At 71.3% G+C, this 19,728-nt stretch carries 19 protein-coding genes; 9 read left to right on the top strand and 10 right to left on the bottom strand.

Going from position 1 to position 19,728, the window contains the following annotated elements; genetic code table 11:
- The first annotated feature begins 311 nt into the window (after positions 1-311).
- Complete coding sequence (locus AC07FT_RS27090; protein ID WP_479178448.1) at positions 312-1,262, top strand: YihY/virulence factor BrkB family protein; 951 nt, start codon at positions 312-314, stop codon at positions 1,260-1,262.
- Positions 1,263-1,273: 11 nt separating this feature from the next.
- On the opposite strand, the gene AC07FT_RS27085 is transcribed toward AC07FT_RS27090, so the two are convergent.
- On the bottom strand, positions 1,274-2,686 hold the full coding sequence (locus AC07FT_RS27085) for a D-alanyl-D-alanine carboxypeptidase family protein (protein ID WP_479178446.1): 1,413 nt from the start codon (positions 2,684-2,686) through the stop codon (positions 1,274-1,276).
- A gap of 10 nt (positions 2,687-2,696) precedes the next feature.
- Here AC07FT_RS27085 and AC07FT_RS27080 point away from each other — a divergent pair, with 10 nt between their 5' ends.
- A complete protein-coding gene (locus AC07FT_RS27080; protein ID WP_254744480.1) occupies positions 2,697-2,948 on the top strand; it encodes an SCO4848 family membrane protein in 252 nt (83 codons plus the stop codon).
- A gap of 44 nt (positions 2,949-2,992) precedes the next feature.
- Positions 2,993-4,516: a metallophosphoesterase gene (locus AC07FT_RS27075; protein ID WP_479178445.1), complete on the top strand. Its 1,524-nt coding sequence runs from the start codon at positions 2,993-2,995 to the stop codon at positions 4,514-4,516.
- On the opposite strand, the gene AC07FT_RS27070 is transcribed toward AC07FT_RS27075, so the two are convergent.
- The 3 genes from AC07FT_RS27070 to AC07FT_RS27060 all read right to left on the bottom strand — a co-directional run bounded on the left by AC07FT_RS27070 (position 4,482) and on the right by AC07FT_RS27060 (position 8,347).
- Positions 4,482-5,759 carry a VanZ family protein gene (locus AC07FT_RS27070; protein WP_479178443.1) on the bottom strand — a complete coding sequence of 426 codons (1,278 nt, stop codon included), beginning with the start codon at positions 5,757-5,759 and terminating at the stop codon, positions 4,482-4,484. The genes AC07FT_RS27075 and AC07FT_RS27070 overlap by 35 nt on opposite strands.
- A gap of 79 nt (positions 5,760-5,838) precedes the next feature.
- Positions 5,839-7,233 carry a serine/threonine-protein kinase gene (locus AC07FT_RS27065; RefSeq protein ID WP_479178442.1) on the bottom strand — a complete coding sequence of 465 codons (1,395 nt, stop codon included), beginning with the start codon at positions 7,231-7,233 and terminating at the stop codon, positions 5,839-5,841.
- 199 nt (positions 7,234-7,432) lie between these two features.
- Entirely contained in the window at positions 7,433-8,347 is a 915-nt protein-coding gene (locus AC07FT_RS27060) for a LysR family transcriptional regulator (protein WP_479178440.1), read from the bottom strand.
- Positions 8,348-8,498: 151 nt separating this feature from the next.
- On the opposite strand from AC07FT_RS27060, the gene AC07FT_RS27055 reads away from it, so the two are divergent.
- Together AC07FT_RS27055 and AC07FT_RS27050 are read left to right on the top strand one after the other, a co-directional pair.
- On the top strand, positions 8,499-8,843 hold the full coding sequence (locus tag AC07FT_RS27055) for a putative quinol monooxygenase (RefSeq protein ID WP_254744490.1): 345 nt from the start codon (positions 8,499-8,501) through the stop codon (positions 8,841-8,843).
- Positions 8,840-9,313, top strand: a complete 474-nt coding sequence (locus tag AC07FT_RS27050) for a group II truncated hemoglobin (protein WP_479178439.1) — start codon at positions 8,840-8,842, stop codon at positions 9,311-9,313. Before AC07FT_RS27055 ends, AC07FT_RS27050 begins: the two co-directional genes overlap by 4 nt.
- A gap of 96 nt (positions 9,314-9,409) precedes the next feature.
- Here AC07FT_RS27050 and AC07FT_RS27045 read toward each other — a convergent pair whose 3' ends face one another.
- From AC07FT_RS27045 to AC07FT_RS27025, 5 genes are all read right to left on the bottom strand, one after another.
- Positions 9,410-10,183 carry a succinate dehydrogenase iron-sulfur subunit gene (locus tag AC07FT_RS27045; protein ID WP_471200954.1) on the bottom strand — a complete coding sequence of 258 codons (774 nt, stop codon included), beginning with the start codon at positions 10,181-10,183 and terminating at the stop codon, positions 9,410-9,412.
- Positions 10,183-11,937, bottom strand: a complete 1,755-nt coding sequence (gene sdhA / locus AC07FT_RS27040; protein ID WP_479178438.1) for a succinate dehydrogenase flavoprotein subunit — start codon at positions 11,935-11,937, stop codon at positions 10,183-10,185. Before sdhA ends, AC07FT_RS27045 begins: the two co-directional genes overlap by 1 nt.
- 24 nt (positions 11,938-11,961) lie before the next feature.
- Complete coding sequence (locus AC07FT_RS27035) at positions 11,962-12,432, bottom strand: succinate dehydrogenase hydrophobic membrane anchor subunit (RefSeq protein WP_254744499.1); 471 nt, start codon at positions 12,430-12,432, stop codon at positions 11,962-11,964.
- A gap of 3 nt (positions 12,433-12,435) precedes the next feature.
- Positions 12,436-12,816: a succinate dehydrogenase, cytochrome b556 subunit gene (gene sdhC, locus AC07FT_RS27030; RefSeq protein WP_176182458.1), complete on the bottom strand. Its 381-nt coding sequence runs from the start codon at positions 12,814-12,816 to the stop codon at positions 12,436-12,438.
- Between the two features lie 135 nt (positions 12,817-12,951).
- Positions 12,952-13,563, bottom strand: coding sequence for a 2-oxo-4-hydroxy-4-carboxy-5-ureidoimidazoline decarboxylase (locus AC07FT_RS27025; RefSeq protein WP_479178437.1), 612 nt, complete (start codon positions 13,561-13,563; stop codon positions 12,952-12,954).
- Between the two features lie 228 nt (positions 13,564-13,791).
- On the opposite strand from AC07FT_RS27025, the gene AC07FT_RS27020 reads away from it, so the two are divergent.
- The 4 genes from AC07FT_RS27020 (at position 13,792) to AC07FT_RS27005 (ending at position 18,500) form a co-directional block, all read left to right on the top strand.
- Positions 13,792-15,399 carry a beta-N-acetylhexosaminidase gene (locus AC07FT_RS27020; RefSeq protein ID WP_479178436.1) on the top strand — a complete coding sequence of 536 codons (1,608 nt, stop codon included), beginning with the start codon at positions 13,792-13,794 and terminating at the stop codon, positions 15,397-15,399.
- Between the two features lie 429 nt (positions 15,400-15,828).
- Positions 15,829-16,683, top strand: coding sequence for a DUF4328 domain-containing protein (locus AC07FT_RS27015; protein WP_479178435.1), 855 nt, complete (start codon positions 15,829-15,831; stop codon positions 16,681-16,683).
- Between the two features lie 51 nt (positions 16,684-16,734).
- The gene (locus AC07FT_RS27010; protein ID WP_254744505.1) at positions 16,735-17,418 is read left to right on the top strand and encodes an RNA polymerase sigma factor; all 684 of its coding nucleotides are present in this window, start codon (positions 16,735-16,737) and stop codon (positions 17,416-17,418) included.
- Complete coding sequence (locus AC07FT_RS27005) at positions 17,418-18,500, top strand: hypothetical protein (RefSeq protein WP_479178433.1); 1,083 nt, start codon at positions 17,418-17,420, stop codon at positions 18,498-18,500. Before AC07FT_RS27010 ends, AC07FT_RS27005 begins: the two co-directional genes overlap by 1 nt.
- Before the next feature lie 249 nt (positions 18,501-18,749).
- Here AC07FT_RS27005 and AC07FT_RS27000 read toward each other — a convergent pair whose 3' ends face one another.
- Positions 18,750-19,655, bottom strand: a complete 906-nt coding sequence (locus AC07FT_RS27000) for a L,D-transpeptidase family protein (protein WP_479178431.1) — start codon at positions 19,653-19,655, stop codon at positions 18,750-18,752.
- Positions 19,656-19,728 lie beyond the last annotated feature (73 nt).

The following is a 19,728-nucleotide window of genomic DNA, read 5'->3' as shown; positions in this document are numbered from 1 at the left end:
CCCGGCGCGCCGCGAGCCGGGCCGCCGGGCTCAGCCCGCCGCCATCCGACACCGCGTCAGCCACGTTCACCGGAACGGGTGATGGGCGCGGTGTTTACGGCCGCTGTGCCCACTGATGGACCGTCGGCGGTGAGATCCATGATCAGACGGATTCCCGACCCGGTTCCGCCGCCCACGTTTCGCCCCGCCGCCCACGTTTCGCCCCGCCGGTCGCGCTAGGCGCGTGTGTTCCGGGGAACCCGGATTCTGACCTTCCGTGCACCTCACCGTGCACCGAGGGGAGAAACCGCGCAGAAGGGTAGTTGCTGATCATGGAATGGTTGACCCGGCTGCCAGTCGTCGGCCCCGCGATCGCCCAGCTGATGCGCACCCACGCCTGGCGTTCCTACGAGCGGCTGGACCGCGTCCACTGGACCCGGCTCGCCGCCGCGATCACCTTCATCAGCTTCCTCGCCTTCTTCCCGCTCATCGCGGTCGGCGCGGCGATCGGCGCCGCGACGCTCACCGAGTCCCAGATGCACCAGCTCCAGAAGAAGCTGGCCCAGCAGATCCCCGGGATCTCCGGTCAGCTCGACCTGGGCGGCCTGGTCGACAACGCGGGCACGATCGGGGTCGTCGCGGGGGCGCTGCTGCTGTTCACCGGTATCGGCTGGGTGGGCTCGCTGCGCGAATGCCTGCGGGCCGTCTGGGAGCTGGAGGAGGACCCCGGCAACCCGGTGGCCCGCAAGCTCAAGGACGCGGGCGTGCTGCTGGGCCTCGGCGGTGTCGCCCTCGTCTCGTTCGGCCTCTCCACGCTCGCGGCCACCGCCGTCGGCCGGGTCACCGGGCTGCTCGGCATTCCCGAGGACGGCGCCGGCGGCTGGCTGCTGTGGGCCGCCGCCTTCGTGGTCGCCGTCGCGGCCGACTTCGTGCTGCTGTGCTACGTGCTGACCTGGCTGCCCGGGGTCGAACCGCCGCGCCGCCGGGTCGTGGTCGCCGCCCTCATCGGCGCGATCGGCTTCGAGCTGCTCAAGCTGCTGCTGAGCAGCTATCTGCGGGATGTGGCGGCCAAGAGCATGTACGGCGCGTTCGGTGTCCCCATCGCGCTGCTGCTGTGGATCAACTTCACCGCCAAGCTGGCCCTGTACTGCGCCTCCTGGACCGCCACCGGCTCCGGTGCGGAGAGCCCGGAGGGCGCCGACGGGGCCGCGGGGAGCGGCGGGTCCGACGCGACGCCCAAGCCGAAGCCCGAGTCCGCCGGTCCCGCCAACCCCCTGGACTGACCCCGGCCCGCTCAGCCGCGGCCGCGCCGCCGCACCAGCTCCGGCAGCGGCCAGCGGCGGTGCACCGCGTACGCCACCGCGGCCAGCAGCGCCAGCGTGCCGCCCGTGATGCCGATCGCCGTCCACTTGCCCGAACCGCCGTCCGAGGAGACCGACGCCTGGGTGTGCTCGTCCGAGCCGTTGCCGTGCGCGGTCGTCCGGTTCTGGTTGGCGCCCGCCGCGCCCGGCCGGACGAGCGTGCCGACCGGATTCACCGAGTCCGACGCCTTGAAGCCCCAGTCGAAGAGCTTCGCGGTCTCCTTGTAGACCTCGCTCGGCGCGGCCTTCTGCGGGTTCATCACGGTGACCAGCAGCACCCGCTTACCGCGCTGGGCGACGCCGGTGAAGGTGGATCCCGCGTTCGTCGTGTAGCCGTTCTTGACTCCGGCGATCCCCTTGTAGGTCGGGATGCCGAAGCCGGTCAGCAGCCGGTTGGTGTTCTGGATCTCGAAGCTCTGACGGGTCCTCTTGCCGTCCTTGCCCTTCTTGTAGTCCCCGGGGAACTTCGCGTACGCCGTCGAGGCGTACTCCCGGAAGTCCGCCTTCTGGAGGCCGGAGCGGGCGAAGAGCGTGAGGTCGTACGCGCTGCTGACCTGGCCCTTCTCGTCGTAGCCGTCCGGGGTGACGACATGGGTGTCACGGGCGTTCAGCCGGCGGGCGTGCGCCTGCATCTCCTGCACCGTCTTCGCCGTGCCGCCGTTCATCGCGGAGAGCACGTGCACCGCGTCGTTGCCGGAGCGCAGGAACACCCCGAGCCACAGGTCGTGGACCGAGTAGCTGTAGTTCTCCTTGACCCCGACCAGGCTGCTGCCCTCGCCCATCCCCTCCAGGTCCGAGGGCACCACCGTGTGGTTCTGCTCCTTGGGCAGCTTGGGCAGCAGGGTGTCGGCGAACAGCATCTTCAGGGTGCTGGCGGGCGGCAGCTGCCAGTGGGCGTTGTGCGCGGCCAGGATGTCGCCCGACTCGGCGTCGGCCACCAGCCACGACCGTCCGCTGAGCCCCTTCGGCAGCCGCGGCGCGCCCGCCTTCGGGTCCACCTGGGTGCCGGGGTGGCCGAGCCGTTTCCCGCCGACCGTGGACATCTGGGCCGGGGGCTTCACGGCCCCGGGGCCGTCCGCGGCGCCCGGTACGTCGTCGGCGAACGCCGGCGCGGTGGGCAGCAGGCTGGACAGCGCGAGTACGCCGGCGGCGATCAGGGGTACGGCGATACGGCGGCGGGTGTCGGTCGCGCGCGCTCCACCGGCCGCGTCGCCCGTACGTGGCGCGGAGGCATATGAACATGTCTGCACGCTGGTGAACGTACCCGCCGTTCCTGTGGTCGGCGACAGGACCGCCGTCGTATGGGCGTCAGACCCCCGCGTGGAGGCATCCGAGGGTGCGCCCATACTGGAGACCATGAAGCTCAGCCGCCCCGTGTCCTGGTTCCTGCTCGCCTTCGGGGTCTGGAGCTGGGTCATCTGGTTCACCTTTGTCAAAAACCTCTGGAAGGACAGCAGCGGTCTCGCCTTCGACGACTCCGGCGACCCCACCGCGTACTTTTGGGTGCATCTGCTGCTCGCGATCACCTCGTTTCTCTTGGGGACGGCTATCGGAGTGATCGGGTTGCGTGGTCTGCGCGCTCTGCGCAGGAAGGACCCCGTGGAGTAGCCGTTTCGCTAGTCACTCCGGGTGGATAAAGGGGATTAACCGGGATGGTCGTGCTCTTCGTCCTGATCGCACTGGCTGTCGTCGGACTGCTGGCCGGGGTGCACCGGTATCTGTGGGTGCGGCTGATCCGCGATACGACGGCACCCGGCGGCCTCGCCCGCCGCGCGGGCACGACGGCGGCCGTCGCGCTGCCGCTGACCACGGTGGGCGCGCTGGTCGCGGGCCGCGCCGGAGCGCCGTTCGCGCTCCAGCGCGTACTGGCGTGGCCCGGCTACCTGTGGCTCGCGCTGCTCCTCTATCTGACGCTGGCCCTCCTGCTGGGCGAGGCCCTGCGCCCCCTGCTCCTCCGCGCGGGTGGCCTGCCGGCCGGGTCGGCGGGACCGGGTACGCCCGGTGGCTCCGAGGCCCCGGGCGCTCCCCAGGACCCTCGGGTGCCGGGTGTGCCGGGCGCCGGGGTGGTGTCCGGCGACGGCGTCGGTGTGGCGTCCGATGCCGATGCGCCGGGGGGCGGGGCAGGTTTGCCCGGTGGCCCCGTCGGCGCGGAGGGCTTGGGTGTTCCTCCTGGTGCCCGAACGTCCCGCGTGCCGGACGCCGGGGTGGTGTCCGGTGAGCCCGAAGGCTCGGGCGGCGTCGGTGAGGCGTCCAGCGGGGCCGGGCCGGCCGGTGCGGTGGATGTCCCGTCGGCGGTGGTGTCCGCCGCGGACGGCGTCCCGGGCGGTCCCGAAGCCTCCACCGCCGGCGAGCAGTCGCGGCGGCTGTTCGTGGCGCGGGGGATCGCCGTGGGGGCCACCGCCGTCGCGGCGGGGACCGTGGCGTACGGCGCGGCCACCGTGTTCCGGGGGCCGCCCGTGAAGCGGGTGACCGTACCGCTGGCCAAGCTGCCCCGGCCGGCCCACGGGTTCCGGATCGCCGTCGTCAGCGATATCCACCTCGGGCCGATCCTCGGACGCGCCCACACCCGGCGGGTGGTGGAGACGATCAACCGCACCAACCCCGACCTCATCGCCGTCGTCGGCGATCTCGTGGACGGCAGCGTGGCGGATCTCGGGCCCGCCGCCGAGCCGCTGCGCGAACTCCGTTCCCGCCACGGCTCGTTCTTCGTCACCGGTAACCACGAGTACTTCTCCGGTGCCCGCCAATGGGTCGATCACGTCAGGGAACTGGGGCTGCACCCACTGGAGAACGCGCGCACCGAACTGCCCGGCTTCGACCTCGCCGGAGTGAACGACGTGGCGGGGGAGGACGAGGGCGAGGGGCCGGACTTCGAGCGGGCGCTCGGCGACCGCGATCCGGCGCGGGCCTCGGTACTGCTCGCGCACCAGCCCGTGGTGATCCACGACGCGGTGGACCACGGTGTGGACCTCCAGCTCTCCGGCCATACCCACGGGGGCCAGATGTGGCCCGGGGACCTGGTCGCGGCGCTCGCCAACCCCACCGTCGCCGGGCTGGAGCGGTACGGCGACACCCAGTTGTACGTCACCCGCGGAGCCGGGGCCTGGGGGCCGCCGGTGCGGGTCGGGGCGCCGCCGGACGTCACGGTCGTGGAACTGGCATCGCTTCACGCCTGACGGGGAGCGGGAGCGCGGACGACGGCCCTCCGGCCACGGCCCCGGCCCCGGCCGTCGGCTTCGCTCCCGGCCCCGCCCCCGCCACCGCCCGGGTGTGCGGCAGCGCCCTCGTGCGGATCCCCGACAGCCGCTCGTGCGGGGCCAGTCCCTCCGGGTGCCGCAGGGTGCGCAGCCCGTGGCGCAGGGCCAGGGCGAGGACCGTCAGGGCCACGGCGTCGGCGCCGAGCGATGCGCGGGTGAGCGTGAGCAGTTCGGTCAGCTCGGCCGTTCCGGGCAGTGATGACGTGGACAGCACCACCGCCGACGCCAGCGCCATCCCTGTGAGCAGGGGCAGCGCCGCCGCCCCGAGGAGCACGGCGCGGACGGCCAGCCGTCCGGGGGTGAGCGGGCGGCCGTCGGCGGATTCCATCCGCAGCAGCAACAGCCGCTTGCCCGGTGTCGCCCCCGTCCGCAGCGGGAGGACGACGAACCACAGCAGGAACACCCCGGCCGGCACCCACAGTTCGCGCTCGGCGTCCCCGTACGCGAACGTCTCGCTCGCCACGGCCACCGCGACCAGGAACCCCGCCAGGTCGGCGATCAGGGCCACCAGCCGCCGCCCGAACGGCACCGGGCGCAGCGCCCGCGCCCGGCCGTCCAGGGTCTCCAGCGCGGGGAGCACCCGCAGGAGCGGACCGGCGAGCAGCCAGCCGAGTGCCGCACCCGCGGTGTTGGTGAGCAGGTCGTCCACGTCGAAGAGCCGGTACGGGCAGTCGTAGAGGCCCCACACCCCGGAGTACTGGGTCAGTTCGAAGAACAGCGAGGACGCCAGTCCGGCGGCGGTGGCGGCGCGCAGCCCGCAGCGCACGTGGTAGCGGAGGAACATCCCGAGCGGCACCAGGAGCAGCAGGTTGAGCAGGGCTCCGGCGACGGCCGGGTTCTGGAGGACCAGCGCGCCGGGGGTGACCTTGTGGTGCGCCTCCTTCCAGATGTCGGCGAAGGTGTTGCCGGGGACCACCTGGGGCCGGGCGAAGGCGCCGAACCGGGCGCACATGTCGGCCGACTGACGGGGCAGCGGAACGACGGTCATGCAGAAGGCGGTCAGCGCGTAGTACAGGAAGCCGTACAGCGACAGCGTCCGGCCCTGGGACATGACGCCGTGGCGCCGGTAGAGGACGACGGCGGTCGGCAGCAGGAGCACCAGGGCGAGCAGCGGGAAGACGGCGGCGGCCGTGGTGATCGGCAGGAGGTGCGCTTGAGGCATGCGCGGCACTATACGCCATGTGTATACACCGGATGTATAGTGCCTCATGAGCGACCACCGCACCGTGGCGGGGTGGGGCTCAGTCCTCGGTCTCCGCAAAGGACTTGAGGAAGATTCCGAGTGCCCGCTCGTTCTCCGCGGAGTCCGCCTCGTCCGCCGGAGTCGTCCAGCGGATGGAGAAGCCGCGGCCGCCTCCGACGAGGAATCCCCGGCCGAACGTGCGGAACGGCTCACCGCCGACGGCGGAGGACCAGGTCATGTCCGCGGCCCTCCAGTCGCGGTAGTCGACCCTGCGGATCCCGTCGATCCGCTGGAAGCCCGGGGTGAGCTTCTCCAGCGACGGCACCAGGCTCTCCCACACCTCCACGGGGTCGTCGTCCTCGGAGCCCCTGCCGAAGGTGACGACCAGGTCCCGGCCGTCGTCCTCGTCCTGGGGCGCGAACTTCACATGGAACCGCGAACCGCTCTCCACCCGCTTCCAGCCCTTGGGGATGTCGATGGAGAACCCCTCCTCCTCGGCGGTGAAGCGCACGAACGCGAGGGCCCCGTCGCCGTCACCGCCGTCACCGCCACCCCCGCCCTTGCCGGGCGGCTTCGAGGGGGAGGCCGGGGCCGACGGGCTCGCGGGGGCGGAGGGTTCGGCGGGGGAGGAGGGCGAGGGGGACGTGGAGGGGGTGGGCTCGCGCGGCAGGCTCGGCCGTGGCGCGTCCGGCGGGGACGCGGTGCGGGTGGGGGCGGTGGCGCGGTCGTCATCGCCCCCGGACAGCGCGCCGGTCGAGGCGAGCGCCACCGCCGAGGCGACCGCCACCAGGGCGAGTCCGGCCGCGATCGCCACCTTCGGCCGGCCCCTCCGCCCCTCGAGCCGGTGGCCTCTGGGCCGCAGTGCCTCACAGGTGCCGTGCAGCCAGGGGAGCCATGCCGTGGTCCGTGTCTCGGCGGGTGGCCGGTCCCGCTCAAGGGCGCGCAACAGGGCCTGGCGGATCAGGGGTTCGGTCAGCCGCGCGGTGGGGTCGGCGCGCAGCAGCCCCTGGATCACCTGGGTGAGCGGTCCGGCCCTGGTCACGTCGAGCCCGCTCCAGTCGGGGTGCGGCGGGTGGCCCTCGACCATGACGAAGAGGATCGCGCCCAGGGCCCACAGATCGGACTCCGGGGTCGCACCGTCACCGCGGACCTGTTCGGGGGAGGCGAACGCGGGGTCGGTGACCGGGCGGGAGGCGGCCTCGCCGGTGGAACCGAACCCGCTGAGAACGATCTCACCGTCGGGCAGAAGCAGCAGCCGTGCCGGATTGAGATCGCCGTGGGTGATGCCCTTGCGGTGGGCGGCGCCGATGACGTCGAGGAGGCTCAGACCGATCCCGGCCGCCCGGCCGGGCTCCAGCCGGCCCTCGCGGTCGAGCAGTTCACTCAGTGGACGGCGGTCGGTATCGGGCCGTACGGCCTGCGTCCCGTGAACGGGCTGGTCCGCGCCGGTCATGGTCTCACCCCTTGCTCCGCACCCAACAGCTTTCCCCTAGGAGGTACGCCCAGGGATCGGCTCGTGCTCAATGGGAGACGGGACGAGTGCGGCCCGTGTCCGGAAAGGGGCAGTCGTCCTGGGCCGGAACGGAACGCGGAGGTTCCCGCGGAACGCGGGTACGACCAGGACGAGCAGGGGAGTCCTGGCAGGCGCCCGCTCAGCCGGAGGGGGGCGGCAGCCATGCATGGCGTTCACCGAGCAGCGCGAGGGCGTCGAGGAAGCGGTCGACCGCGGGATGTGGGGAATCGGCCCGCCAGACCGCCTCGATGGCCAGGCCGGCCCGGGGCTCGGCGAGCGGCACCAGCGCGATACCACGCGGCAGATGGCGCACCAGGGAGGCCACCACCAGGTTCACGCCCCGGCCCGCGGCGATATGCGCCCAGGCGTTGGTGCCGGAGGCGGCCGGATCGAGCACCGGCTCGAACCCGGCCTCCCGGCACACCCCGACCACGGTGTCGTAGTACCCCGGGGACATCTCCCGGGGCCACAGCTGAAACGTCTCCTTCCGCAGCAGCGCCGGATCCACGGCCGGAGCTCCGGCCAACGGATGCGACTCGCTCACCGCGACCTTCAACTCCTCCCACCGCACGGTGCGCTGGACGATTCCGCGGGGTCTGGCGGTCGCGGGCGCGAGTGCCACATCGCAGCGCTCGTCCCGCAACGCACCGCACACATCGGAGGCGAAGATCTCCCGCGTCTCCACCGTCAACTCGGGGCAGGTCTCGGCCAGATGGCCGACCAGCAGCGGCACCGTCTCATACGCCGAGGTCAGGGTGTACGACACCCGCAGTCGCCCCGCCTCCCCGGCCGCCACCGCCCGGGCCCGCCGCCCTGCCCGCGCCACGGCCGCGAGCACCTTGCGGCAGTCGGCCAGATACGCCGCTCCCGCGGGGGTGAGCTCGACGCGGCGCGAAGTGCGTTCCAGCAGCCGTACCCCGAGGCTCTGCTCAAGTGCCTTGATCTGCTGGCTGAGTGCCTGCTGCGCGACGAAGACATCATCGGCCGCGCGGGTGAAGTTGCGCCGCTCCGCGACGGCCACGAAATACCGCATCTGTCGCAGCTCGGGTTCCATGGGACCGCATGCTACGGCCGCTCCGTGTCTCCGGGACGCCCAACTCCCGCGACAAGCAAGGCTTGTGGACCGACAACAAGTCGCGCTTGTTGATCAACGTGGTCCGCTCCTAGCGTGACGGGGTCACACCCCACCGACGAAGGAGCAGGCTGTGACCGTCGAATACATCCGCTACCGCATCGAGGACCCCGAACGGCGCACCGCGTTCGAGGAGGCGTACACGGCCGCCGCCGAACAGCTCGACCGGTCCCCGGAGTGCCTGGCCTACGAGCTGGCGCACGGGGTGGAGGAGCCGGAGCGCTACATCCTGCGCATCGAGTGGACCTCGGTCGAGGACCATCTCCAAGGCTTCCGCGGCAGCCCGCTCTTCGGGCCCTTCCTCGACTCGGTCCGCCCCTTCATCGGCGACATCGAGGAGATGAAGCACTACGAGCGCACCGTGGTGGTCTCCGGGAAGAACGGGGACAACGGCAAGAACGAGAAGAAGACGCCATGACCGGCGCACGGGGGACCACGGGAGAGCCGCCCCTGTACGATGCGGTGGGCGGACTGCCCGCGCTGCGGCGGCTCAGCGACGCCTTCTACGCCGAGGTCCTGGCCGACCCGCTGCTGGCGCCGGTCTTCGCGGACTTCACCGCCACCCACCGCGAGCACGTCGCCGTCTGGCTCGCCGAGGTGTTCGGCGGACCGGCCGCGTTCACCGAGGAGCACGGCGGCCACCAGGGACTGCTGCGCAGCCATGTGGGGCGGTCCATCACGCCTGGGCAGCGCGACCGCTGGGTGGAGCTGATGAGCCGGGCGGTGGAGCGGGAGCTGCCGCCCGATCCTCGGCTGCGCCACCAGGTGACCGAGTACTTCCGGTGGGGCGCCGGGATCGCTCAGAGCGTGTCCGGGCAGCCCGCCGACGCGGATCTGGGGGACCCGGGTCCGACTCCGCGCTGGGGATGGGACGGCCTCCAGAAATAGACGGGTGCAGGCGGAGCCCGGGAAAACGGCGAGGGCCCCGCGCTCCGGGTGGAGTGCGGGGCCCTCGTCGTCTGCGTGGTGCGGGACCGCGGAGGTTCAGAAGCGACGCGTGATCAGCGCGCGCTTCACCTCCTGGATGGCTTTGGTGACCTCGATACCGCGCGGGCAGGCCTCGGTGCAGTTGAAGGTGGTGCGGCAGCGCCAGACGCCGTCCTTGTCGTTCAGGATCTCCAGCCGCTGCTCACCGCCCTCGTCACGCGAGTCGAAGATGAAGCGGTGCGCGTTGACGATCGCCGCCGGGCCGAAGTACTGGCCGTCGTTCCAGAACACCGGGCACGAGGAGGTGCACGCGGCGCACAGGATGCACTTGGTGGTGTCGTCGAAGCGCTCGCGGTCCTCGGCGGACTGCCGGCGCTCGCGCGTCGGCTCATTGCCCGTCGTGATCAGGAAGGGCATCACATCGCGGTACGCCTGGAAGAACGGCTCCATGTCCACGACCAGGTCCTTGAGGACCGTCAGGCCCTTGATGGCCTCGACCGTGATGGGCTTCTCCGGGTTGATGTCCTTGATCAGCGTCTTGCAGGCCAGCCGGTTACGGCCGTTGATCCGCATGGCGTCGGAGCCGCAGATGCCGTGGGCGCAGGAACGGCGGAACGTCAGGGTGCCGTCCAGGTCCCACTTGATCTTGTGGAGACCGTCGAGGACGCGCTCCTTGGGATCGATCTCGAACTGGAAGTCCTCCCAGACCGCCTGGTCCGAGATCTCCGGGTTGAAGCGCCGGATCCGGAACGTGACCGTGATCAGGTGCGACGCGGTGGCGTCACTCGCCCCCGGGGCCTCCGAGGACTTCTCAAGCGTGGGGGTGCTCATCAGTACTTACGCTCCATCGGCTGGTAGCGGGTCTGCACGACCGGCTTGTAGTCGAGTCGGATGGACTCCGAGCCGTCCGCGCCCACCTCGCGGTACGCCATGGTGTGACGCATGAAGTTGACGTCGTCGCGGTTCGGGTAGTCCTCGCGGTAGTGACCGCCGCGCGACTCCTTGCGGGCCAGTGCGGAGATCGCCATGACCTCGGCCAGGTCGAGCAGGTTGCCCAGCTCGATGGCCTCCAGCAGGTCGGTGTTGAACCGCTTGCCCTTGTCCTGGACGCTGCAGTTCTTGTAGCGCGCGCGGAGATGGCCGATCTCCTCGACGGCCTCCTTGAGCGTCTGCTCGGTCCGGAAGACCATGACGTTCTTGTCCATGGTCTCCTGGAGCGCCTTGCGGATCTCGGTGACCCGCTCGGTGCCGGTGGCGTCCCGCAGGTTCTCCACCTGGTCGCGGACGAACGCGGCCGGGTTCTCCGGCAGCTCGACGAAGTCGGCCGTGGCGGCGTACTCCGCGGCGGCGATGCCCGCGCGGCGGCCGAAGACGTTGATGTCGAGCAGCGAGTTGGTGCCCAGGCGGTTGGCGCCGTGCACGGAGACGCAGGCCACCTCGCCCGCGGCGTAGAGGCCGGGGACGACGGTGTCGTTGTCCGACAGCACCTCGCCCTCGACGTTGGTGGGGATGCCGCCCATCGTGTAGTGCGCGGTGGGCTGGATCGGGATCGGGTCGGTGTACGGCTCGATGCCCAGGTAGGTCCGCGCGAACTCGGTGATGTCCGGCAGCTTGGCGTCCAGCTGCTCCGGCGGCAGGTGGGTGAGGTCCAGGAAGACGTGGTCGCCCTCCGGACCGCAGCCGCGGCCCTCGCGGATCTCGGTGTAGATGGAGCGCGAGACCACGTCACGCGAGGCGAGGTCCTTCATGACCGGCGCGTACTTCTCCATGAAGCGCTCGCCGTCCTTGTTGCGGAGGATGCCGCCCTCACCACGGGCGCCCTCCGTCAGCAGGATGCCCATCCGCCAGATGCCGGTCGGGTGGAACTGGAAGAACTCCATGTCCTCCAGCGGCAGACCGCGCCGGTAGGCGACCGCCTGGCCGTCACCGGTGAGGGTGTGGGCGTTGGAGGTCACCTTGAAGAACTTGCCGCAGCCGCCGGAGGCGAAGACCACGGCCTTCGCCTGGAAGACGTGCAGCTCACCGGTGGCCAGCTCGTAGGCGACCACACCGGCGGTGCGCTTGACCCCGTCGACCTCGGTCATCAGCAGGTCCAGGACGTAGAACTCGTTGAAGAACTCCACGCCCTCCTTGACGCAGTTCTGGTACAGCGTCTGGAGGATCATGTGGCCGGTGCGGTCCGAGGCGTAGCAGGACCGGCGGACCGGGGCCTCGCCGTGGTTCCGGCTGTGGCCGCCGAAGCGGCGCTGGTCGATGGTGCCGTCCGGGGTCCGGTTGAACGGCAGGCCCATCTTCTCCAGGTCCAGGACCGAGTCGATGGCCTCCTTCGCCAGGATCTCGGCGGCGTCCTGGTCGACCAGGTAGTCGCCACCCTTGATCGTGTCGAAGGTGTGCCACTCCCAGTTGTCCTCCTCGACGTTCGCGAGGGCGGCGGCCATGCCGCCCTGGGCGGCGCCGGTGTGGGACCGGGTCGGATAGAGCTTGGTGAGCACCGCCGTGCGGCTGCGCTTGGTCGACTCGATGGCCGCGCGCATACCGGCGCCGCCGGCGCCCACGATGACGGTGTCGTACTTGTGGATCTTCATATGTGGATACCTCAGCCCCGGGGCCTAGCGGATGTTCGGGTCGAAGGTGAAGATCACCAGAGTGCCGAGCACGATGGTGAATCCTGCCGCCGTGTAGAGCAGCGCCTTCAGCCACAGGCGGGTGTTGTCCCGCTCCGCGTAGTCGTTGATGACCGTGCGCAGACCGTTCGCGCCATGCAGCGTGGCGAGCCAGAGCATGATCAGGTCCCATGCCTGCCAGAACGGCGAGGCCCAGCGGCCCGCCACGAAGGCGAAGCCGATCTTGGAGACGCCGCCGTCGAGGACCAGCTGGATCAGCAGATGGCCCAGGACCAGGACGACCAGCACGATGCCGGACAGGCGCATGAAGAGCCAGCCGTACATCTCGAAGTTGGTGCGGGTCGCCTTGGGCGTCTTGCGGGTGCGGGCCCGCGGCGGCTCGATGACCGGCGCGGGGTGATCCACGTCGTACGCGCTGACCGCGTCGTTCGCGGGGGTGGTGGTCTCGGCGGACATGCGTCAGCTCCCGAACAGTTCGCGCAGCGTGTGCTGGAGGATCGGGTAGAAGGCCCCGGCCATCAGCACGACCCAGATACCGACGACGGACCAGAGCATCTGACGCTGGTACTTCGGGCCCTTGGACCAGAAGTCCACGGCGATGACACGCAGACCGTTGAGGGCGTGGAACAGGATGGCGGCGACGAGGCCGTACTCCATCAGGTTCACGATGGGATTTTTGTACGTCGCGACCACGTCGTCGTAGGCCTCGGGAGACACACGGACAAGCGAGGTGTCCAGGACGTGTACGAACAGGAAGAAGAAGATGAGGACGCCGGTGACTCGATGAGCCACCCAGGACCACATACCTTCCCGGCCGCGATACAGCGTTCCAGCCGGCACGGAAAACCCTCCGGAAGCGGGGATTGGGGCCTGCCGGCTTCACTGTCGGTCTGGCCCGGCCGGGTATGGTCCACCGGCCCTGGCCATCGTAGCGACGTGTTGTCGGTTCCTCCGCCCGGGGGTGCTCAGGTGTGATCAAAGAGGCACGTACGGCCGATCAGGGGGCCCGTAACCGCCCGATTCGCGGCATACCTCGCGATCCCGGGCAAGCCGGGTGAGGCGGCCGCGGGCGATCCGCCGGAGCTCCTCCGCGGTGTTGGTCCGCTCCACCTCGCGCTCATTGCCCAGCCGGGTGCGGATCCCGGTGAGCAGCCGGTCCAGCATCGCGTCGGGGTCCAGGCCGTCCAGGCAGATCACGAAGGCGTGGCCGAACTGGCGCTCGTACTCGGCGTGAGCGGCCCGTAGCGCGGTGTGAGCGGCCAGGGTCCCCAGGCTGTCGGCGGCCGGGAGCGGATGGCCGACCATCGACTCATCGGCCAGCGCCTCGTCCAGATCGGCGGTGGTGAGGTCGTAGCTGGCCTCGTCCCCGGCGGCGAGCAGCGCGTCCAGATCGGGGTACGGGCGGTGGCCGGCGATCAGCCGTGCCCAGCGGCGGCTGCCGCAGCAGGTGAGCAGCACCTCCTCGGCCGCCTCGGCGGTGGCGGCGTTGAGCCGGTCGAGGCTGTGGACTGGGTCACGGGACCTGGACCTGGACAGCGTGGGCTCCTTGGACGCGCGTGGCGGGGGCACATGAGGCGAGCGGTTCAAGGGGGCGGCATGAGGTGTGGAGTGAGAAAGGGCTGGAAGACGTAGAGGGCATGACAGGGGTACATGAGGGGCCTGTGTTCGGGGTGTGAGCGGCCCACGTTAACGATCTGAACAGGCCGGTGTGCCGCAGAGAGCGTAAATTCACCCGTACGGGGACGTTTTGTTATGAGGAGTGGACGGCATGTCGAGGCGCGAGGCGGATTACGCCTGAAACAGGAGGTTTGCGCCATGGGAATGCCTCGGAGGATCACCAGGGCCGCATGCGTCCGCGGCACCGTCGCCGGTGCCGCCGCGACCTTCGTACTGATAGCGCTCGGCTGTCAGCAGCCGGGCTCCTCCTCGTCCGAGGCCCCGTCCGGCACCCCGGCCGCGTCCCCCTCGGCCTCGGCGCCCGGCAAGGCGCCGTCCAACCCGCCCCGCACCATCCCCTCGGTCCGCGGATTCGACCCCGGGACGGGATCCGGCTGGCGGCCGGGCCGGGACAGCCGGGTGGTGGCCGACCTCAAGGGTCCGCTCGCCGATGAGGCCCGGATGATCGCCGATGAGCTCGGGATCAAGGCCGTGTCCGGCACAGCCCACCGCGGCGATCTCTCCCTGGCGCTGAAACCCGGGCAGAGCGGTGGCCGCGAGGGCTACGCCCTGACCGTCAAGGACGGCAGCGCACGGATCACCGGCGCCGCCGACGCCGGTGTCTTCTACGGCACCCGCACCGTGAAACAGGCCCTGCGCTCCGGTGACCGGGTCCCCGCGGGCGTGATCCACGACCGGCCCGGCCGTGCCCAGCGCGGTCTCAACCTCGATATCGCCCGTAAGTTCTACACGGCCTCCTGGATCGAGGCCCGGCTGCGTGAGATGGCCGACCTCAAGCTCAATCAGCTCGGTCTGCACTTCTCGGACGACCAGGGGTTCCGCATCCAGAGCAGCAGCCACCCCGAGATCGTCTCCCAGCAGCATCTGACCAAGGCCGAGGTCCGCAGGATCGTCGCCCTCGCCCAGCGGCTGCACATCACCGTCATCCCCGAGATCGACTCGCCCGGCCATCTCGGCGCGGTCATCGCCGCCCACCCCGGCCTCCAGCTGCGCAACGCCTCCGGGACCAGCTTCGAGGGCGCGGTGGACATCTCAGATCCGGCCGCGGCGCGGATCGTGGACGAGCTGATGCGCGAGTACGCCCCGCTGTTCCCCGGCCGCTACTGGCACCTGGGCGCCGATGAGTACATGGCGCTCACCGTGAAGGACCCCCAGGCGTCGTTCCCGCGGCTGGCCCAGGCCGCCGAGCGGAAGTACGGATCCCGGGCGACGGTCCAGGACCTGGCCACCGGCTGGCTGAACGACCGGGCGGCGGTCGCCCGTGAGCTGGGCAAGCAGCCCAAAGCGTGGAACGACGGCTTCTTCCCCGGGGGCGTGGTCACCCCCGACCGCAGGATCGAGGTCGAGTACTGGACGGGGCGGCTGAAGTGGCCCGCCCGGCAGCCGGAGGAGTATCTGCGCGAGGGGCGCGACCTGGTCAACCTCAACTCCGAGTACCTCTACTACGTCCTCGGTGAGCCCAATGGCTTCCTCTACCCCACGGGCGAACGTATCTACGAGGACTGGACGCCCGGGACCCTGCGGGGCACCAAGCCGGTCGCCGGCAAGAAGCTGACCGGTCCGAGCCGGGTACTCGGCGCACGCTTCGCGGTCTGGTCCGACCAGCCCGGAGCGCAGACCCAGGCGGAGGTCGCCCAGGGCATCAGACTGCCGCTCGCGGCGCTCGCCCAACGACTCTGGTATCCCGGAGCACCGCCGCTGACCTGGGCCGACTTCAGCAAGCTGGCCGATCGGCTGGGCGTGTAGAGAGCACGGGAGAAGGCCGGGAAAGGAAGGACGGCCGGGGCCGCCACCCCCCACAGGAGAGGCCCCGACCGCCGTCCAGCGCGGGCCCGCGTGGAGCCCTTACTCCCTACAGCGTCGCACGGCTCGAATGCGTCACACCTGTGGCGGGCAGGAAACCCGGGGGCCCGGAGCGCGTCCGGGGGCCCCTTCGGCTCTGGACGGGACCGGGCGAATGCCCGTAACGTGCAGGTCCGCGCTTTGGGCGCGGTCAATTGCTTATCTCGTACGTGGCCTGGTGCGGGCCACGTCCCCAGGGGGACTCACATGTATCCGTGCGGGAACTGCCGCGCTGTCGCCGTCGGGCCCGACGGGCGCTGTGCCGCATGCGGAACGTTTCAGCAGCAGTACCAGCAGCCACAGGCGCCCGGAGGTTATCCCGTCGCACCGGCGATGGGAATGCCCGCCGGGGGCGTCGATCTGCGCCGTGGTCTCGCGACCACGCTCACCGTGCTGTTCGCGGTGGCGCTCCCCGCGCTGATTCTGGTGCTGGTGGCCCGGGGTGGCCAGTGGTCCGTCATCGGCGACATGCTCGACGGCGAGTCGGTCACCCAGAAGGACCTGGACGACGCGGATGACTTCTTCACGGGCGTCTGGGTCCTCTATGTGCTGCTCACCATCGCGCTCGCGGTGGTCTGGGCGGTCTGGTTCCGCAGGCTCCGGCTCAACGCCGAGGTCTTCGCGCCCGGTGCGCACCGGTTCAGCCCCGGCTGGGCGGCGGGCGCCTGGTTCACCCCGGTGGTGAACCTGTGGTTCCCCAAGCAGATCGCCAACGACATCTGGCGCACCAGCTCCCCGCAGGGTCCCCACGCGGCCAACCGCGGGCTGCTCAACGCCTGGTGGGTCACCTGGATCGTCGCCATGGTCCTCAACAGCATCGGCAGCATCCGCTACAGCGCCCTCCGCGGCAAGATCGAGAGTGACAGCTACTCCCCTTCTTTCTCGGAGGCGAAAGAAGATGTCGAAAGTCTGCATGACATCCTCGCCTTCGATATGTTCGCGCTCGTGGTCCTGATGGCGGCGGCGGTCCTGGCACTGCTGCTGGTCCGCCAGATCACCGCCATGCAGGAGCAGCGCGCGGCGCTGCCCCCGCAGGTGGGGCCGATGGGCGGGCCGGCACCCTACGGTGCGGGCGCGCCGTCGCCGTACGGCGTCCCGCCGCAGGGGCAGCCGCCGTACGGTGCGCCGCAGGTGCCGCCGGGCCCTCCCGGTCCCGGCCAGCCGTACCCGCCGTACGGCCACGGCTGATCCATCGCGGGCGAGCGCGGACCTCAGAACCTCCGAGGGCAGGAAGAGAGCGTGCAGCAGGGGGACGACGCGGAACTGACCGCCGCGGTGCGTGCGGCGCAGGACGGGGACGAGACCGCCTTCCGGACCGTGTACCGGTCCGTGCACCCTCGCCTCCTCGGCTACGTGCGCACCCTGGTCGGCGATGGTGACGCGGAGGACATCACCTCGGAGGCGTGGCTCCAGATAGCTCGCGACCTGCAACGTTTCAGTGGAGACGCGGACCGGTTCCGGGGCTGGGCGGCCCGGATAGCCCGCAACCGCGCGCTGGACCACATACGGATGCGCGGCCGCCGCCCTGCCATCGGCGGCGATGAGACGGAGCTGGCGACCCGGGCCTCGGAGGCGGACACGGCGGGCGAGGCCATGGAGGCCCTGGGCACCGGCCGGGCGCTCGGGCTGATCGCGCAGCTGCCGCAGGACCAGGCCGAGGCCGTGACGCTGCGGGTGGTCCTCGGACTCGACGCGAAGAGCGCGGCCACGGTGCTCGGCAAGCGACCGGGTGCGGTGCGCACCGCCGCCCACCGCGGACTGCGGCGGCTGGCCGATCTGATCGACCCCCGGGCGGGGGGTGATCCGGCCGTTCTGGACGGGGTTCCCGTGCAACGGGAGTCGTCCGGGGAGGCAACCAACTCGGGGGTAGCGAAGTCTGCGGGTGTGACGGATTCGTGCGCGCCAACGCAGAAGGACATGTGATGGCCGAAGACCACCGCTACAGCTGGCTGGATGACAGTGCCGCGGAGCGGTTGCTCAGCGGGGAACCGGTCGAGGGGCAGCAGAGTGTCACCGATGACCGGCATCAGCCGTGCGCCGAAGCGGAACGGTTGGCCGCCGTACTCTCCGCCGTGGCCGAGGCGACCCGCCCGGTGACCGGACCCGGCACGACCCCGCTGCCCGGGGAGGACGCGGCCGTGTCCGCCTTCCTCGCGGCCCATGAGGAGTCCGCCGCGGCGGCCGCCGGAGCCGAACGGTCCACCGCCGGGCGTGAAGGTTTTGTGCGCGCGCTGCGCCATGGCCGGTTCGGTGCCCGCCGCCAGGTGCGCGCGGGCATGGTGGCCGCGCTGGCGGGCTGTGCGCTCAGCGGTTTCGCGGTCGCGGCCGCGGCAGGTGTGCTGCCGACCCCGTTCACGGAGGGCGGCGGCGGTCCGGCGCCCTCGGTGAGCATGCCGGGTGACGGGCCTTCGGCCAGTGACCCGGTCCAGCCCGAGATCTCCCGGGACCCCACCACACCGCAGCCCGGTCCGAGCGGGTCCACCGACAACGATGCCAGCGATCCGTCCGCCAACGGCGGCCAGGGATCCACCGCACCGGACGACAAGGACGGGCGCCGCGGCTCGGGCCGTGACAAGGGAGAGAAGGGTCACCCCTCGGACGGTTCCGCGGGCGACGGGCGGCACACCGGGCCGTGGGCCCTCCGTGCCTGCCACCGCTATCTGTCCGCGGAGTACGGCGACGCCAGCGGGCTGGACCGCAGGGCGCTGTACAAGCTGAAGAGGTCCGCGGGCCGGACCACCCTCCACGGCTACTGCGTCCAGCTCCTGCTGGACAGCGGGGTGGAGCTGCCGCGCCATGACTCCGGCGGCAAGGACGACGGTGGTCAGGACGGCGACGGCGACCACGACGGTACGGGCGACGGCGGCTCCGACGGGGACGGCTCCGGCGGTTCCGGCGGGGACGACGGCTGGTCCGGGGGCTCCGGGGGCAACGACCCCGAGCCGCCGCCCCCGACGCCGTCCGCACCGGCCGACACCGCCTCGGTGACCGGCGATCCGGTCTGACCGGAGGCCGGGCGGCCGCCCGATCCGACCGCAGGTTGAGCGCTCAAGATCTTAGGTGTGACGTTTTTTTCGACGGTGACGCTGTAAGAAACGGGCCGACTGGTCATCGGCCGCGCGAGAGCCGAGGTTCCCCCCGTACCGACGGCTCCGCGCATCCGGCGCGGGCGGGGCACGTTCCCCCGGCCCTGCCCGCGCCGCTCTCCCAGCTCTCCCGCCGGTCTTCCGCGAAGGATCTCCCCGAGGTCCCGTTCAGGAGAAGACCACGACCTTGTCCCCAGCCTTCACCTGGCCGAAGACCGAGGCGAGCTTCTTCTTGTCCCGGACGTTGACACAGCCGTGCGAGGCGCCGGCGTAACCACGGGCCGCGAAGTCGGCCGAATAGTGCACCGCCTGGCCGCCGCTGAAGAACATCGCGTACGGCATCGGGGTGTGGTAGATCGTCGAGACATGGTCCCGGCTCTTGAAGTTGACCTGGAACAGACCCTCCCGGGTCGGGGTGTACTGCGAGCCGAAGCGCACGTCCATCGCGGAGACCACCCGCCCGCCCACCATCCAGGCCAGGGTGCGGCTGCTCTTGCTGATGCACAGCACCCGCCCGGTCAGACAGCGCCGGTCGGGCTCGGCCAGTGGCAGGGTGGTCGGCGGATACAGCTCGTCCCGCGCGGGCGGCCGGGTCCGGGAGCGCAGCGAGCCCAGGGTGCGCCGGTCCACCGAACCGGTGGCCACCAGACCGTGGCCGCGCTGGTAGGAGAGGACCGACGCCCGGGTGACCGAGCCGTAGTACCCGGTGGGATTGCGCCCGAACAGACCCAGTTGGCGCAGTCGCGCCTGGAGGTCCCGCACCCGCTCACCGCTGGTGCCCACCGCGATCACCGCCGGGGCCGCCCGGGGCGCGGTGTCCCGCCGGGGCACCCGGGCGGGCGGCCGCACCGGACGCGCCCGGGCCGGGGTGCGCTCGGCCTCCGGCCGGGGGGTGTGGGTGAAGGTGCGGTGCGGACGCGGGGCGTCCCGCGCGGGCGTGCTGGTGCTCGTCCGGGCCTGGGGTCTGTCCTGGGGCCGTCCGTCCGTGGTCACCGACCCCGCCCTGCACCCCGCGAGGAGCGCCGCGGCGGTGGCCGTGGCGAGCGCCGCGCGGATCACCGGCATCCGGTGCATCTCATCCCCCAGTCCACCCGGTCCACTGATATTTCGCCCGGGATGTTTCCCGGGGCTGCCGTCCGGCGAACAT

This window comes from Streptomyces sp. NPDC045899 (assembly GCF_056431485.1).
This window is presented reverse-complemented; position numbering and strand designations above follow the sequence as displayed.